The sequence below is a fragment of the Pseudomonas poae RE*1-1-14 genome (assembly GCF_000336465.1).
GTDB lineage: Bacteria > Pseudomonadota > Gammaproteobacteria > Pseudomonadales > Pseudomonadaceae > Aquipseudomonas > Aquipseudomonas poae.
On the sequence record NC_020209.1, the window covers coordinates 5211744 to 5227109 of the forward strand.

At 62.7% G+C, this 15366-nt stretch carries 13 protein-coding genes; 6 read left to right on the forward strand and 7 right to left on the reverse strand.

Going from position 1 to position 15366, the window contains the following annotated elements:
* Positions 1-29: 29 nt before the first annotated feature.
* From H045_RS22880 to H045_RS22905, 6 genes are all read right to left on the reverse strand, one after another.
* Positions 30-407, reverse strand: a complete 378-nt coding sequence (locus tag H045_RS22880) for a gamma-butyrobetaine hydroxylase family protein (RefSeq protein ID WP_015373574.1) — start codon at positions 405-407, stop codon at positions 30-32.
* Positions 408-538: 131 nt separating this feature from the next.
* Positions 539-1876: an ATP-dependent protease ATPase subunit HslU gene (gene hslU, locus H045_RS22885; protein ID WP_003237340.1), complete on the reverse strand. Its 1338-nt coding sequence runs from the start codon at positions 1874-1876 to the stop codon at positions 539-541.
* Between the two features lie 37 nt (positions 1877-1913).
* Positions 1914-2444 carry an ATP-dependent protease subunit HslV gene (gene hslV / locus H045_RS22890; protein ID WP_003237338.1) on the reverse strand — a complete coding sequence of 177 codons (531 nt, stop codon included), beginning with the start codon at positions 2442-2444 and terminating at the stop codon, positions 1914-1916.
* 257 nt (positions 2445-2701) lie between these two features.
* On the reverse strand, positions 2702-3403 hold the full coding sequence (locus H045_RS22895) for an SPOR domain-containing protein (protein ID WP_015373575.1): 702 nt from the start codon (positions 3401-3403) through the stop codon (positions 2702-2704).
* Position 3404: 1 nt separating this feature from the next.
* Positions 3405-5141 (reverse strand): arginine--tRNA ligase, encoded by a 1737-nt coding sequence (argS, locus tag H045_RS22900; RefSeq protein ID WP_015373576.1) that lies wholly within the window; start codon positions 5139-5141, stop codon positions 3405-3407.
* A 188-nt stretch (positions 5142-5329) separates the two neighbouring features.
* Positions 5330-7549, reverse strand: coding sequence for a primosomal protein N' (locus H045_RS22905; RefSeq protein WP_003237332.1), 2220 nt, complete (start codon positions 7547-7549; stop codon positions 5330-5332).
* Between the two features lie 218 nt (positions 7550-7767).
* On the opposite strand from H045_RS22905, the gene rpmE reads away from it, so the two are divergent.
* The 3 genes from rpmE to H045_RS22920 all read left to right on the forward strand — a co-directional run bounded on the left by rpmE (position 7768) and on the right by H045_RS22920 (position 10274).
* Positions 7768-8004: a 50S ribosomal protein L31 gene (rpmE, locus tag H045_RS22910; protein ID WP_003237330.1), complete on the forward strand. Its 237-nt coding sequence runs from the start codon at positions 7768-7770 to the stop codon at positions 8002-8004.
* A gap of 14 nt (positions 8005-8018) precedes the next feature.
* Positions 8019-8828 carry a thermonuclease family protein gene (locus tag H045_RS22915; RefSeq protein ID WP_015373577.1) on the forward strand — a complete coding sequence of 270 codons (810 nt, stop codon included), beginning with the start codon at positions 8019-8021 and terminating at the stop codon, positions 8826-8828.
* 177 nt (positions 8829-9005) lie between these two features.
* Positions 9006-10274, forward strand: coding sequence for a malic enzyme-like NAD(P)-binding protein (locus H045_RS22920; RefSeq protein ID WP_003237326.1), 1269 nt, complete (start codon positions 9006-9008; stop codon positions 10272-10274).
* 213 nt (positions 10275-10487) lie between these two features.
* Here the strand turns inward: H045_RS22920 and H045_RS22925 are convergent, their stop codons facing one another.
* Entirely contained in the window at positions 10488-12950 is a 2463-nt protein-coding gene (locus tag H045_RS22925) for a penicillin-binding protein 1A (RefSeq protein ID WP_370671334.1), read from the reverse strand.
* 219 nt (positions 12951-13169) lie between these two features.
* Between H045_RS22925 and pilM the strand changes: the two genes are divergently transcribed.
* The 3 genes from pilM to H045_RS22940 are packed head-to-tail and all read left to right on the forward strand — an operon-like array spanning position 13170 to position 15342.
* Complete coding sequence (pilM, locus tag H045_RS22930) at positions 13170-13826, forward strand: type IV pilus biogenesis protein PilM (protein ID WP_015373579.1); 657 nt, start codon at positions 13170-13172, stop codon at positions 13824-13826.
* Positions 13823-14374: a PilN domain-containing protein gene (locus H045_RS22935; RefSeq protein WP_003237320.1), complete on the forward strand. Its 552-nt coding sequence runs from the start codon at positions 13823-13825 to the stop codon at positions 14372-14374. Before pilM ends, H045_RS22935 begins: the two co-directional genes overlap by 4 nt.
* Positions 14371-15342 carry a pilus assembly protein PilP gene (locus tag H045_RS22940; RefSeq protein WP_015373580.1) on the forward strand — a complete coding sequence of 324 codons (972 nt, stop codon included), beginning with the start codon at positions 14371-14373 and terminating at the stop codon, positions 15340-15342. Before H045_RS22935 ends, H045_RS22940 begins: the two co-directional genes overlap by 4 nt.
* Positions 15343-15366: the final 24 nt, after the last annotated feature.

Sequence of the window (15366 nt, forward strand, 5' to 3'; positions counted from 1 at the left end):
AATGCCCTCTAACGCGCAGGAGGCCCGAGCTAGAGCATCAGCCGTACGACCGACTCGCTCGGGTCGCGGGTTTTACCGGCGGCCTTGAGTTCGGCCAGGTAATCGGCCCACAGGCTTTCCTGACGCACGGCCAGTTGGTAGAGGTAATCCCAGGTGAACAGTCCGCTGTCATGGCCGTCGTCAAAGGTCAATTTCAGTGCGTACTGGCCGGCCGGTTCCACCTTGATCAACTTAACGTGGAGCTTGCCGAATTGCAGGATGGGTTTGCCGTGGCCCTGGACCTCGGCGGAAGGCGAATGCGTACGCAGCAACTCGGCGGGGAGTTGGTACACCTCTTCAGGCCCGTAGGTGAGGCCGAGGGTGTTGGAGGTTTTGTGCAGGTTTACAGCCGTGGGGAATTTGGACATTGATAATAATCCTGAAGAAACCGGCTCAAAAATGTGGGAGCTGGCTTGCCTGCGATAGCGGTGTTGAATTCACCCTCGCTATCGCGGGCAAGCCAGCTCCCACATTAAAGCAAAGCGGTTCTGTGTGAGGCTTACAGGATATAACGAGACAAATCTTCGTTCTGCGCCAATTCGCCCAAGTGGCTGTTGACGTAATCCGCGTCGATCTTGATCACTTCGCCATTTTGCGCACCGGCCAGGTCGCCGGCACTGAAGGACACTTCCTCCAGCAAACGCTCAAGCAGCGTGTGCAGGCGACGGGCCCCGATGTTCTCGGTCTTCTCGTTGACCTGCCAGGCAATCTCGGCCAGGCGCTTGATACCGTCCGGCTGAAACTCGATGCCCAGGCCTTCGGTTTTCAGCAACTCACGGTACTGCTCGGTGAGCGAGGCGTGCGGCTCGCTGAGGATGCGCTCGAAGTCACCTGGCGTCAGCGCCTTGAGCTCCACGCGAATCGGCAGACGGCCTTGCAGCTCGGGTACCAGGTCGCTTGGCTTGCTCAGGTGGAAGGCGCCGGAAGCGATAAACAGGATGTGGTCGGTCTTGACCATGCCCAGCTTGGTGTTCACGGTACAGCCTTCGATCAGCGGCAGCAGGTCGCGCTGCACGCCTTCGCGGGACACATCGACGCCCCCGGAGTTGCCGCGCTTGGCCACCTTGTCGATCTCGTCGATGAACACGATGCCGTGCTGCTCGACCGCTTCCAGGGCCTTGGCCTTGAGTTCTTCCTCATTGACCAGGCGCCCGGCTTCTTCGTCGCGCACCAGTTTGAGCGCGTCCTTGACCTTGAGCTTGCGGCTTTTCTTCTTGCCCTTGCCCATGTTGGCGAACAGGTTCTGCAACTGGCTGGTCATTTCTTCCATGCCAGGCGGTGCGGAGATGTCGACGCCGGAGACTTCGGCGACTTCGATCTCGATTTCCTTGTCGTCCAGTTGCCCTTCACGCAGACGCTTGCGGAACAGCTGGCGTGTATTGGAATCGGTCGACTGCGCCGAGTCCTCGTTGAAACCCATGCGTGCCGGTGGCAGCAGGGCGTCGAGGATGCGTTCTTCGGCGGCGTCTTCGGCGCGATGGCTGACCTTGGTCACTTCCTGTTCGCGCAGCATCTTCAGGGCGGCGTCGGCCAGATCACGGATGATCGACTCGACGTCGCGGCCCACATAGCCCACTTCGGTGAACTTGGTCGCTTCGACCTTGATGAACGGTGCGTTGGCCAACTTGGCCAGGCGCCGGGCGATCTCGGTTTTGCCCACGCCGGTGGGTCCGATCATCAGGATGTTCTTGGGCGTTACTTCAACGCGCAGTTCTTCGGGCAGTTGCATCCGGCGCCAGCGGTTACGCAGGGCAATGGCGACGGCGCGCTTGGCATCGTCCTGGCCGATGATATGGCGGTTGAGTTCATGGACGATTTCGCGGGGAGTCATGGACATAGTGTTTGGCGGCCTCAAGCGCAAATAAGCCTACGGCTTACTCGGCGAGGTCCTGCTCCTCAATGGTGAAGTTGTGGTTGGTGAACACGCAGATATCGCCAGCGATGCCCAGCGCGGTCTCGACGACTTCGCGGGCCGACAGGTCGGTCTTCTTCAACAGTGCGCTGGCCGCTGCCTGGGCGTAGCCACCGCCAGAACCCATGGCGATCAGGCCGTGTTCAGGCTCAACCACATCGCCATTGCCGGTGATGATCAGGGACGCGTCCTTGTTGGCGACGGCCAGCATGGCTTCGAGGCGGCTGAGGGAGCGGTCGGTGCGCCATTCTTTGGCAAGTTCGACTGCGGCGCGCACGAGGTGGCCCTGGTGTTTTTCCAGCTGGCCTTCGAAACGTTCGAAAAGGGTGAAGGCGTCGGCGGTGGCACCGGCAAAACCGGCAAGCACCTGGCCGTGGTACAGGCGACGCACCTTCTTGGCGTTGCCTTTCATCACGGTGTTGCCCAGGGAAACCTGGCCATCGCCGCCCATGACGACTTTGCCGTGGCGACGTACTGAAACGATGGTGGTCAAGGGGAGAGTCTCCACGCAGCGGGGCGAAAATGCCCTGATGGAATCTCATATGGGGGTGGCGGGGGGGATTTCAACCGTAGGAAGGGTGTGCGGACGAGTGGTGTTTATGAGCCTTATACATTTTCCAGAGGCCCATAAAACCAATGTGGGAGCTGGCTTGCCTGCGATGGCGGTGTGTCAGTCACTGAAAATATTGACTGTTACACCGCCATCGCAGGCAAGCCAGCTCCCACATTTTGAGCGGCGTTAAGCTTGAATCAACGGCTTTGGCGTTGTTGTAACAACAGGTTGCTAAAGCCGGCGCCCGCCAGTTGCTTCTGCGCCACGGTCAGTTGCTCGCGGTTGCTGAACGGTCCCACCAGCACGCGATACCAGGTCGCTTCCTTCACCGTGCCGGACTCCACCGAAACGGTCTGCCCCAGCAGAATGATCTGCGCGCGAACGCGCTCGGCATCCGCCTGTTTCGGGAACGAGCCCGCCTGCAGGAAGAACTTGGTCACCGGCGCGGCCTTGGTTTCGGCAACCGGCGGAGCCGGCGGCGGGGTGATCCCGGCCAGCGCAGCCTGGGCGCGGGCGGTATCGATTTTCGCGGCTTCCGCCGGGGTCACCGGCGTGGTCGGCACCTGTGGCGTCGGCAGGGTTTTTTCCGGCACCGCATCAGGCGGCACGATCACTTCCGACTCGGGCAGCAGCGTGTAGAAGTCGTATTTCGGCTTCACCGGGGCGGTCGGGCTGGGCGCGGTCTTGTTGGCCTCGGCCATTTTGCTGGCCTTCTGCTGTTCCTGCTTGACCCGTTTGATGTCGTCGCCCTGGCCCGGATCCAGTTTCATGAGGAACACGACGAACGCGCCGACCGTAAGGCCGATCGCCATCCACAGCCAGCCCGGAATCGGCTGCTTTGCGGGGGCCTGATAGCGGCTCGCGCCGCGCTTGGGTGCAGGTTTCTTCTTGGCAGCCAACTTACATACGCTCCAGGGTTTCCAGGCCTAACAGTTCCAGGCCTTGCTTGAGGGTCCGTCCAGCCAGTGCGGCGAGGCGCAGGCGACTGTGCTTCTGGGCTTCGTCGTCGGCGGTGAGGATCGGGCAGTTCTCGTAGAAGCTGGAGAACAACCCGGCCACTTCGTACAGATAGGTGCACAGAATGTGCGGCGTGCCTTTTTCGCCGACGCTGTTCAACACTTCGCCGAACTGCGCCAGTTTGGCCGCCAGTTCGTGTTCCTGGGGGGCTTGAAGATCGATCTGGCCCTGGACTTCACTGAAGTCCTTGCCCAGTTTACGGAACACACCGGCCACGCGGGTGTAGGCATAAAGAAGGTAGGGCGCGGTGTTGCCTTCGAAGTTGAGCATCAGCTCAAAGTTGAAGCTGTAGTCGCTGGTGCGGTGCTTGGACAGGTCGGCGTATTTCACCGCGCCAATGCCCACCACGCGGGCGATGTTGCGCAGGTCGGCCTCGGCCAGCTCCGGGTTCTTTTCCTTCACCAGGGTGTAGGCACGTTCCTGGGCTTCGGTCAGCAGGTCGATCAGCTTCACGGTGCCGCCGTCGCGGGTCTTGAACGGGCGGCCATCGGCGCCGTTCATGGTGCCGAAACCCATGTGCTCCATGTGCATCGGGTGGGTGACGAAGCCTGCACGGCGGGCCACTTCGAACACCTGCTGGAAATGCAGGGCCTGGCGCTGGTCGACGAAGTACAAGGCGCGGTCGGCCTTGAGCACGCCGCTGCGGTAGCGCACGGCGGCGAGGTCGGTGGTGGCGTAGAGATAGCCGCCGTCGGCCTTGACGATGATCACCGGCAACGGCTCGCCGTCGGCGGTCTTGAATTCTTCGAGGAACACGCACTGCGCGCCGTTGCTCTCGACCAGCAGGCCTGCGGCCTTGAGGTCGTTGACCACGTTGATCAGGTCGTCGTTGTAGGCGCTTTCGCCCATCACATCGGCCATGGTCAGTTTGACGTTGAGCAGCTCGTAGATGTCCTGGCAGTGGGACAGGGAAATCTCACGGAAGCGGTTCCACAGCGCCAGGCATTCGGCATCACCGGCTTGCAGCTTGACCACCAGGCCACGGGCGCGATCGGCAAACGCCTCGGATTCGTCGAATCGCTTTTTGGCCGCGCGGTAGAAGTTCTCGAGATCGGCCAGCTCGTTGCTGGTGATCGGGTTTTCCTGCAGATAGGCCATCAGCATGCCGAACTGGGTGCCCCAGTCGCCCACGTGGTTCTGCCGGATCACGGTGTCGCCGAGAAACTCCAGCACCCGCGCTACGCCGTCGCCGATGATGGTCGAGCGCAGATGGCCGACGTGCATCTCCTTGGCCAGGTTGGGCGCTGACAGGTCGACGACCACGCGCTGGCTGTCGCCCGCTTTGCGTGCACCGATGCGGGCGTCTGCCAGGGCTGCGTCCAGGCGCGAGGCCAGGGCCTGGGTGTTCTGGAAGAAGTTGATGAAGCCCGGGCCGGCAATGTCGGCCTTGGTGACGCTGGCGTCGGCCGGCAGCGCGGCGATGATTTTTTCCGCCAGGTCGCGCGGTTTCATGCCCGCAGGCTTGGACAGCATCATCGCGATATTGCTGGCGAAGTCGCCGTGGGTCTTGTCGCGGGTGTTCTCCACCTGGATCGCCGGCGACAGGCCTTCAGGCAACACACCTTCGTTGACGAGTTGGGTGAGGGCTTGCTGGATCAGCTGGCGAATGGTGTCTTTCATGGTGTTCTCTTTCAACCGCAAGCGGCGGCGCGCGATGCGCAGGTGGAAAAACTGGGCATTATCCGTGGCGCGGGCGGGCTTGCCAACCGTTCAGACCAGATGGCGGACCTGCGGGCCCATCGCAGGCCAGCCCGCTCTCACATTTAAAGGCGATTACATTGCAAACGAGGGAGCCGCCAGGCTACCCATCAATACAAATCCACCGGATCCACATCCAGCGACCATCGCACCTGCCGGCCGCCGGGCATTTGCTCCAGGGCTAGCAACCAGCTGCTCAACAGTCGATGCAACGGCGCGCGGGAAGTCGCCTGCAACAGCAACTGGGCGCGATAACGTCCGGCGCGGCGTTCCATGGGGGCCGGCACCGGGCCGAGCAGTTCGATGCCGCTCAGACCCAGCTCTGCCAGCAAACGTTCAGCGGCGCTGCACGCCTCATCGAGGAAGCCTTCGGCCTGCCCCGGTTTATGGGCTTCGGCGCGCAGCAGGGCCAGGTGGGCAAACGGCGGCAGGCCGGCGGAGCGTCGTTCGCTCAGGGCCTGCTCGGCGAAGGCAAAATAGCCCTGTTCGGTCAGCTGGATCAGCAGCGGATGATCGGCCAGGTGCGTCTGGATAATCACCCGTCCCGGCTCTTCGGCGCGGCCTGCGCGGCCGGCGACCTGCACGATCAACTGCGCCATGCGCTCGCTGGCGCGAAAATCCCCGGAGAACAGGCCGCCGTCCGCATCCAGGATCGACACCAGGGTGACCCGTGGAAAGTGGTGCCCCTTGGCGAGCATCTGCGTGCCGACCAGGATGCACGGCTGGCCTTTCTGGATGGTGGCAAACAGCTGGTTCATGGCGTCTTTGCGCGAGGTGCTGTCGCGGTCGACCCGCAGCACCGGGTAATTCGGAAACAGGATGCCCAGGCGCTCTTCGGCGCGCTCGGTGCCCGCGCCGACGGGGCGCAGGTCGACTTTGCCGCACTGCGGGCAATGGCGCGGCACCCGCTCCACATGGCCGCAATGATGGCAGCGCAGTTCGCCGTGGCGCTGGTGCACGGTCATGCGCGCATCGCAACGCTCACACTCGGACATCCAGCCGCAGTCGTGGCACAAAAGCGTCGGCGCGAAGCCGCGTCGATTGAGAAACACCAACACCTGCTGGCCAGCGGCGAGGGTCTGGCCGATGGCTTGTTGCATTGGCCCGGAAATGCCGCTGTCCAGCGGACGGCTTTTGACGTCCAGGCGCAGGAAGCGTGGCTGTTTGGCGCCGCCGGCGCGTTCGTTCAAACGCAGCAGGCCATAGCGGCCGGTGTAGGCGTTGTGCAGGCTCTCAAGGGACGGCGTGGCCGAACCCAGCACAATCGGGATGTCTTCCTGGCGCGCGCGCACCAGCGCAAGGTCGCGGGCGTGATAGCGCAGGCCTTCCTGCTGTTTATAGGAGCCGTCATGCTCCTCGTCGATGATGATCAGCCCGGGGTTTTTCATCGGCGTGAACAGCGCCGAACGGGTGCCGATAATAATGTCGGCCTCGCCGTCCCGCGCCGCCAGCCATGACTCCAGGCGCTCACGGTCGTTGACTGCCGAATGCACCAGGGCGATGCGCGCATTGAAGCGCTGCTCGAAGCGCGCCAAGGTCTGTGGGCCCAGGTTGATCTCGGGGATCAGCACCAGCGCCTGTTTTCCGGCCTGCAGGGTCTCGCGGATCAACTGCAGATAGACTTCGGTCTTGCCGCTGCCGGTGACGCCAGCCAGCAAGAATGCATGGAAGCTGTCGAAGCCTGCGCGGATCGCTTCATAGGCAGCGCGTTGCTCGGCGTTCAGCGGCAGCTCCGGCTGTGCCAGCCAGTGTTCATGGCGTGGATCGGGCGCATGCTTGCGGATTTCCACCTGCACCAGACCCTTGGCCAGCAGCAGGTCGAGGCTGTCCTTGCTCAGCATCAGCTTGCTTAACAGTTGATGCGCCACGCCATGAGGGTGCTGCGCCAGGGTGGCGAGGGCCTCACGCTGACGCGGCGCGCGGGCGATGCGTGGATCGTCGAGGCGCGCGCCTGGCACCGTGGACCAGAAGCGTTCCTGGCGCGCTTCGGCCAGTTCGCCCTGACGCAGCAGCACCGGCAGCGCCCAGCTCAAGGTGTCACCCAGGCTGTGCTGGTAATACTGGGCGGTCCACAGGCACAGCTTGAACAGTGCCGGTGGCAGCGGCGCGGTGGCGTCGATGATCGCCAGTGCGGGTTTGAGCTTTTCTGCCGGGACTTCGCTGTGGTCGGCAATTTCCACCAGGATGCCGATCATTTCACGGCGGCCGAACGGTACGCGCACGCGCATGCCTGGCTGCAACTGCGTGCGCAGCACACCGGCCGGCGCCCGGTAATCGAACAGGCGGCGCAGGGGCGAGGGCAGGGCTAGGCGCAAAATGGCGTCGGGCACGCGAGAGGTCTCATCTATAAAGGCAGGCGGTGGCGCAGGGGCGCGAGCCTAGCAGACAGGGGGAGGCTTGGGGTAGCCGACAGTTTTCTGATGAAAGGAAGAGTTGGGCTGTCAGCGCCGCTTGCGCGATTTGAAAGGTCTGTTAGAATTCGCGGCCTAATTACGTGCGGTATTCGACAATAGTGTCGAGTGGCGGCACGCTAGCCCGAGGAAGTGCCATGAAAGCCGATATCCATCCAGCGTACGAAACCATCGAAGTTACCTGCAGCTGCGGCAACAAGTTCGAAACCCGTTCGAACCTGTGCAAGCCACTGGGTACTGACGTATGCAACGAGTGCCACCCGTTCTACACCGGTAAGCAGAAAACTCTGGACACCGGCGGCCGTGTACAGCGCTTCGCAGATCGCTTTGGTGCTTTCGGCAAGAAACCTGCTGCTGCCACTCCGGCAGAGTAAGGTTCAAAAGCCTTATGGGCTTTTGCCAGCTGTTGAAAAAGGCGTCCCTTGTGGGCGCCTTTTTTGTGTCTGGAATTTGGCTGTCTGCCGCCCAGGCCGAGGTGTTCTGCCCGGCGCCGGCCTCATTGGCCCATGTGCAGGTCAAGCGCGTGGTGGATGGCGACACGGTGCGCCTCACGGATGGCCGCAGCGTGCGCATGATCGGCCTCAATGCGCCGGAAACCGCCAAAAAGGGCCGCCCCGACGAGCCCTACGCCGTCGCCGCGCGTCAGCGTTTGCAGGCCTTGGTGCGGGCCAGTGACGGGCGCGTCGGGCTCGTGCCGGGGCGCGAGCGCAAGGATCATTATGGCCGTACCCTGGCCCATCTCTATGGCGCCGATGGCAACAACCTGGAAGCGCAGCTGCTCGCCGAAGGCCTGGGGTTTCAGGTGGGCGTTGCACCCAATGTCGACCTCATCGCGTGCCAACAGGCAGCTGAAAACGCTGCGCGCCAACGCCGCCTGGGGCTGTGGCGCACATCACCCGTGCGCAGCGTGGCGCAGGTCCGGCGCGCAGGGTTTGCCCTGATCAGCGGCCGAGTGAGAAAGGTCGAACGCAATCGCGGCGGTATCTGGATTCAACTACCGGGTTCGCTGGCACTGCGCATTGCGCCTAATGTGGCCGGGAAATTCGACCCAGCCACGCTCAGCGGTCTGCAAGGCCAGACTATAGAAGCGCGTGGCTGGGTGCAGGATCGCGCTCGACGTGGCCGTGTTGAAAATGGACGGGCGCGCTGGGTACTGCCGTTGAGTGATCCGGCCATGCTCAAGGTGTCTCGACAATAAAAACTGTAGACATTTTCAGTCTTGATTGTGAACAGTTGCGCCCTCGTATCACGTGGCCTGCGCTCAAAATGCGCAGTTGCAGGGACTTGAGGCCCGTGACTGCCCAGTCTTGTAGGGAAATTGCTTCGCGCGTATCCTCGGCGGTCCGTCGACCAACAGTAAAAGCGGAATGCCGATATGTCTGATTTGAAAACTGCCGCTCTCGAATATCATGCCCATCCTCGTCCAGGAAAGCTGAGTGTAGAGCTCACCAAAGCCACTGCCACTGCTCGCGACCTGTCGCTGGCCTACAGCCCTGGTGTTGCCGAGCCCGTACGTGAAATCGCCCGTGACCCTGAACTGGCGTACAAGTACACCGGCAAAGGCAACCTGGTTGCAGTGATTTCCGATGGCACCGCGATTCTCGGCCTGGGCAACCTCGGCCCATTGGCGTCCAAGCCCGTCATGGAAGGCAAGGGCGTGCTGTTCAAGCGCTTTGCCGGCATTGACGTGTTCGACATCGAAGTCGACTCCGAGAGCCCGCAGGCCTTCATCGACACGGTCAAGCGCATTTCCATCACCTTCGGTGGCATCAACCTGGAAGACATCAAGGCACCCGAGTGCTTCGAAATCGAAAAGGCGTTGATCGAACAGTGCGACATTCCAGTATTCCATGATGACCAGCACGGCACCGCGATCGTTACCGCGGCCGGCATGATCAACGCTCTGGAAATCGCTGGCAAAACCCTGGCCGAGGCGAAAATCGTCTGCCTGGGCGCCGGCGCCGCCGCCATCTCCTGCATGAAGCTGATCATCAGCATGGGTGCGAAGCTGGAAAACATCTACATGGTCGACAGCAAGGGCGTGATCCAGTCCGAGCGTACCGACCTGAACCAGTACAAGGCGATGTTTGCCCACCCGTCCTCCAAGCGCACCCTGGCTGACGCTCTCAACGGCGCCGACGTGTTCGTTGGCCTGTCCGGCCCGAACCTGCTGAGCGCCGAAGGCCTCAAGTCCATGGCAGCGAACCCGATCGTGTTCGCCTGCTCCAACCCGGACCCGGAGATCTCGCCTGAGCTGGCCCACGCCACCCGCAGCGACGTGATCATGGCCACCGGTCGTTCGGACTACCCGAACCAGGTCAACAACGTGCTGGGCTTCCCGTTCATCTTCCGTGGCGCCCTGGACGTTCGCGCCAAGCGCATCAACGAAGAAATGAAAGTCGCCGCCGCCAACGCCCTGCGCGAACTGGCCAAGCTGCCGGTCCCTCAGGACGTCTGCGACGCCTACGGTGGTGCTCCACTGGCATTCGGTCGTGAGTACATCATCCCCAAACCCATGGACAAGCGCCTGATCACCCTGATCTCCGATGCCGTGGCCAAAGCTGCCATCGAGACCGGTGTGGCCACCCTGCCGTATCCGAAGCACTACCCGCTGCAAAGCGTGGATGATGTGTTCAACGGCTAAGTCGTTGTAGCGCAACAACAAAAAGCCCCGGTTCATGCGAACCGGGGCTTTTTTTGTGGAGGGTGATTAACGTCGAACCTTGCAGGGATCCAAATGTGGGAGCGGGCTTGCCCGCGAAGACGTCGACCCAGCAAACATTGACGTTGACTGACCCACCGCTTTCGCGAGCAAGCCCGCTCCCACAGGGGGGGCCGTGTTAAGCCGCAGATCGGGTTAGAACAAATCGATCGGCGCGGCCTCATCCGCCGGCAGCGGGCTGCCCGGTACGACGCCGTTACCGAGTTCGTTGACTGACGGCGGCGTGTCTTCGCTCTTGAACAGTTCAAAGTACGCATTCGGCGTGCTCGGCGATGCAGCGCGGCCACTTACCGGGTCGATCCGCAAGCTGAGGATGCCTTCCGGCTCCGGCTGGGTGTGCAAGGGCTTGTCCTTCAGCGCGGCGCCCATGTAGCTCATCCAGATCGGCAGCGCCACGGTGCCGCCGAACTCACGGCGGCCCAGGCTTTCCGGCTGGTCATAGCCGGTCCACACGGTAGTCACGTAGTCGCTGTTGTAGCCGGAGAACCAGGCGTCCTTGGATTCGTTGGTGGTACCGGTCTTGCCTGCGATGTCTGCGCGGCCCAGGGCCAGGGCGCGACGGCCGGTGCCTTTCTTGATCACGTCTTCGAGGATGCTGTTGAGGATATAAGTGGTGCGACCATCCACAATGCGCTCTGCCACCGCAGGTGCCTGAGGCTCGGCCGGGTTGCCGGCACTCGCCGCTGGCGCTGCGCCCGGCGTCGGCTCGATGGTGATGCCGCCGTTGCTCGGCGCCGCCAGGCCGTCGGTAGCGGCCACGCCGTTGACCACGTCACCTGGCACGCGTGGCGGGTTGGCGGTGAACAGCGTATCGCCATTGCGGCTCTCGATCTTGTCGATCAGGTACGGCGCGATCTTGTAGCCGCCGTTGGCAAAGGTGCTCCAGCCTGTGGCGATTTCCATCGGCGTGAGGGTCGCGGTGCCCAGGGCCAGGGACAGGTTGGGCGGCAGGTCCGACTTGGCGAAGCCGAAGCGCGTGATGTAATCGATGGTCTTGCCCACACCCATCGCCTGCAACAGGCGGATCGACACCAGGTTACGCGACTTGTACAGCGCCTCGCGGATGCGGATCGGGCCAAGGAAGGTGTTGGTGTCGTTCTTCGGACGCCAGACCTTGTCCAGGTACTCGTCGACAAACACGATCGGTGCATCGTTGACCAGGCTGGCGGCCGTGTAGCCGTTGTCCAGCGCAGCGCTGTAGATGAACGGCTTGAAGCTCGAGCCCGGTTGGCGCTTGGCCTGGGTGGCGCGGTTGTAGTTGCTCTGCTCGAACGCAAAGCCGCCGACCAGCGCGCGAATCGCGCCATTCTGCGGGTCCAGGGACACCAGGGCGCCCTGTGCTACAGGCACCTGGCTGAATTTGAGGCTGTCGTCCTTCTGGCGCTGCACGCGGATCAAGTCACCCACCTGCGCCACGTCCGATGGCTGCTTGGGCAGCGCGCCCATGCTGTTGGTGTTCAGGAACGGACGCGCCCATTTCATGCTGTCCCAGGCCACATGTGCTTCACCGGTGCGGGTCAGCACCTGGACGCCATCTTTTTTCACCTGGGTGACGATAGCCGGCTCCAGGCCGCTGATCGTGCGTTGTTTGCCAAGTTCGGTGGTCCAGGCGCTGAGGGTCTTGCCCGGCAGGCGCGATTCGGGGCCGCGATAGCCGTGGCGCTGGTCGTAGGCGACCAGACCTGAGTGCACCGCGTCATTGGCGATGTCCTGCAGGTCGCTCGGTACGGTGGTGGTTACGCGGAAACCTTCGGTGTAGGCCTCGCTGCCATAACGCCCGACCATTTCGGCGCGGGCCATTTCGGCGATATACGGCGCGTTCACTTCGGGCGTCGGCACGTGGTAGCTGGCGTTCAGCGGCTCGGCCACCGCGCTTTCGTAGGCGGCCTGATCGATCTTGCCCAATTTGTACATGCGCCCCAGGATCCAGTCGCGGCGTTCTTTGCTGCGCGCCGGGTTAGCCAGGGGGTTGAAGCGCGAAGGGGCCTTGGGCAGGCCGGCGATCATCGCCATCTGCGCCAGGCTCGCGTCACGAATCGACTTGCCGTAGTACACCTGCGACGCGGCTTCGATGCCGTACGCGCGGTTGCCCAGGTAGATCTTGTTGACGTACAGCTCGAGGATCTCGTCCTTGGTCAGCTGCCGCTCGATCTGCAAGGCCAGCAAAATCTCGGTGGCCTTGCGCGAAAAACTGCGCTCACTGGTAAGGAAGAAGTTCTTCGCCACCTGCATGGTGATGGTGCTGCCACCGGATTGAATGTGGCCGCTTTTTACCAGCTGTGTGGCCGCGCGCACCAGGCTACTGGGGTCGACGCCATAGTGGTTGGCGAAATTATCGTCCTCGGCAGACAGCAGTGCGCTAATAAAATTGGGTGGAATGTCGGCGAAACGGATCGGTGTGCGGCGCATTTCGCCGAACTCCGCGATCAGTTTTTCATCGCTGCTGTAGACCCGCAAAGGAATCTGCAACTGGATACTTCTGAGTGCCTCTACGGAGGGCAAACCCGGACTAAGGTAGAGGTAGGCCCCGCTGAGGACGAGCAGGAGCCCGCAAACGATGGCGACAATGGAGTACCCGAAAAACTTCAGCAGACGAATCAAGGCTTTTGGATTTCCAGAGAAAAGAATGAGTTAGGCGCCGGGGCATGCATGACAAACGATGGATCGACCCGGGCAGCAGATAAAAGCGGAAAAAAACGCTGGGTATTAAAGCATTTTTCGACTTGGGGCGTCATTCGTGCCGGTTCAACAAGCCGACCGAACGCACGGCGCAAGCGCCAATCAGGCGGTAAGACAGGCAAAGGTTTAGGGAGTTTTATGGCAAAGGGATTTTTCAGGCGAAAAGTCGACACCGTACTGGGCGTCGACATCAATGACAGCGGGATCAAACTGATTGAACTGAGCCGTTCGGCCAGCGGCTATACCGTTGAAGGCTATGCCACGCAATCGCTGCCGAGTCGGGCGGTGGTCGATGGCAGCTTGCTCGACCTTGAGCGGATCGGCCAGGCCCTGCACCAGGCCCTGTCACGCCTGCGCACCTCGGCCCGACAGGCGGCGGTGGCGGTAGCGGGGTCATCGGTGATCACACGGGTGATCGACCTGCAGGCGCGGCTCAGCGACCAGGAGATGGCCCGGCAGATCCAGCTCGAAGCCGACCAGTACATTCCTTACCCGCTGGACGACGTTGCCATCGACTTTCAAGTGCGCGGCCCCTGTGTCGACAATCCGCAGCGGGTGCAGGTATTGCTGGCGGCGTGTCTGAAGGAACAGGTCGAAACCCGCGAGGCGGTTTTGGCCCTGGCGGGGCTTGTGCCGAGGGTGGTGGATGTCGAAGGGTTTGCATTGGAGCGCGCATGCAGTCAGGATTTCGCCAGCTTCACGCCAGGCCGTCGTGTCGATGGCGCACAATGGGCCGCGGATGCCCACGGGATGGGAGTGGCTTGCGGATTGGCCCTGAGGAGTTTCGCTGGATGACACGAATCAATCTTTTGCCCTGGCGCCAGGCGCTGGCGCAGCGGCGGCGCAAATACTTCCTGGTATTTTTGCTGGCGTTCGTCTGTGTGGCGCTGGCGGCGGTGTGGCTGGCGGATCAGGTCATCGACCAGGCCATCGACCGCCAGGTAACGCGCAACAGCCATGTGGGCAAGGACGTCGCCGCCCAGGATGCTCGGATCAATACCATCGACGACCTGCAGGAGCAAAGCCAGCAACTGGCCGAGCGCATGAAGGTCGTGCAGGACCTGCACGAAGCCCGCTCTGCCGGCGCGCAGTTGCTGGACCAGTTGGCCCGCGCCGTGCCCGAGGGCGTGCATCTGCACGAGGTGGTTGCCCGTGGTGACAGCGTCAGCATCAGCGGCAGCGCTGAATCCAGCCAGGATATCGCTCAACTGATGCGCAGCCTGGAAGCCTCCCAGGGCGCCCACGCGACGCGGCTGCAACATGTGCGGGCGGAGGGGGCAGATGGCCGCAACGAATTTCAATTGATGGTGCGCCAGGGGGAATCCACCGAGGCCCAGCCATGAGCCTGCCCAGGCTCGATCTTTACGCACTCACTCACCACGCTGCCACATGGCCCTTGCCCGGCAAGGTTTTGCTCGGCTGCGCGCTGGCCGGCCTGGCGCTGGTGGTGGGCAACAGTGTGGTGCTGGCGCCGTCCCGCGAGCGGCTGCAAGTGCTCCAGGCGCAGGAAGTGGCCCTGCAACAGGCGCTCTCGCAAAAGGCCGACCTTGCGTCGAGCCTTGAGCGTCGCAGCCATGAGGCCCAGGCGCTGCGGGCGCGGGTTGGCGGGCTGTTCCGGCAATTATCCGCTGAGTCCGATATGCCCGGCCTGCTCGAAGACATCGACCGGCTGGCGGCCGGCAACGGTCTGCTGGTCGACGGCGTGAAGGTGTTGGACGAGCAGCCTCAGCCGTTCTATATCGAGGCGCCGGTGCAGATTGGCGTGGTTGGCACCTACCATGACCTGGCAACCTTCGTCAGCGGCTTGGGCGGGCTGGCGCGGATTGTCACCGTGCATGATCTTGCGCTTGCGTCTGACGGGGCCTTGCTGCGTCTGGAGCTGCTGGCCAAGACCTACCGCCGTCTGTCGCCCCACGGCGAGCCTGGGCCGGTCACGCAGTGGGGGCCGCGCTTTGCCTACAACGCAGCCTCCCTGCGTGATCCGTTCCAACCCCCGGCCTTGCAGGTCGAATACGCCCCCGGCAAACCTGCGCCCGCGCCTGACCTTTCACGGCAGCGCGGTCTGCTGGAAAGCCTGCCCATCGAGCACTTCGAAATGGTCGGCACCCTGTCTCGTGGTGCTCAACGTTTCGTCCTGCTGCGCGCGGCCTCCAGCCTGCACCGCGTGGCGATCGGCGACTACCTGGGGCCGAACCACGGCCGCGTCACAGCCATCCATGACGGCCACGTCGAGCTGGCCGAGCTGTTTCCCGATGAACAGGGCGCCTGGTTGCAGCGCTCGCGAACCCTTGTGTTGAACGTCAACTCATAACGGAATCGAACAATGAAAAGGACT

Coding starts and splice junctions, on each gene's coding strand:
- H045_RS22880 (WP_015373574.1), bottom strand. CDS start 407: ATGTCCAAATTCCCCACGGCTGTAAACCTGCACAAAACCTCCAACACC.
- hslU (WP_003237340.1), bottom strand. CDS start 1,876: ATGTCCATGACTCCCCGCGAAATCGTCCATGAACTCAACCGCCATATC.
- argS (WP_015373576.1), bottom strand. CDS start 5,141: ATGAAAGACACCATTCGCCAGCTGATCCAGCAAGCCCTCACCCAACTC.
- rpmE (WP_003237330.1), top strand. CDS start 7,768: ATGAAAGCCGATATCCATCCAGCGTACGAAACCATCGAAGTTACCTGC.
- H045_RS22915 (WP_015373577.1), top strand. CDS start 8,019: ATGGGCTTTTGCCAGCTGTTGAAAAAGGCGTCCCTTGTGGGCGCCTTT.
- H045_RS22920 (WP_003237326.1), top strand. CDS start 9,006: ATGTCTGATTTGAAAACTGCCGCTCTCGAATATCATGCCCATCCTCGT.
- pilM (WP_015373579.1), top strand. CDS start 13,170: ATGGCAAAGGGATTTTTCAGGCGAAAAGTCGACACCGTACTGGGCGTC.
- H045_RS22935 (WP_003237320.1), top strand. CDS start 13,823: ATGACACGAATCAATCTTTTGCCCTGGCGCCAGGCGCTGGCGCAGCGG.
- H045_RS22940 (WP_015373580.1), top strand. CDS start 14,371: ATGAGCCTGCCCAGGCTCGATCTTTACGCACTCACTCACCACGCTGCC.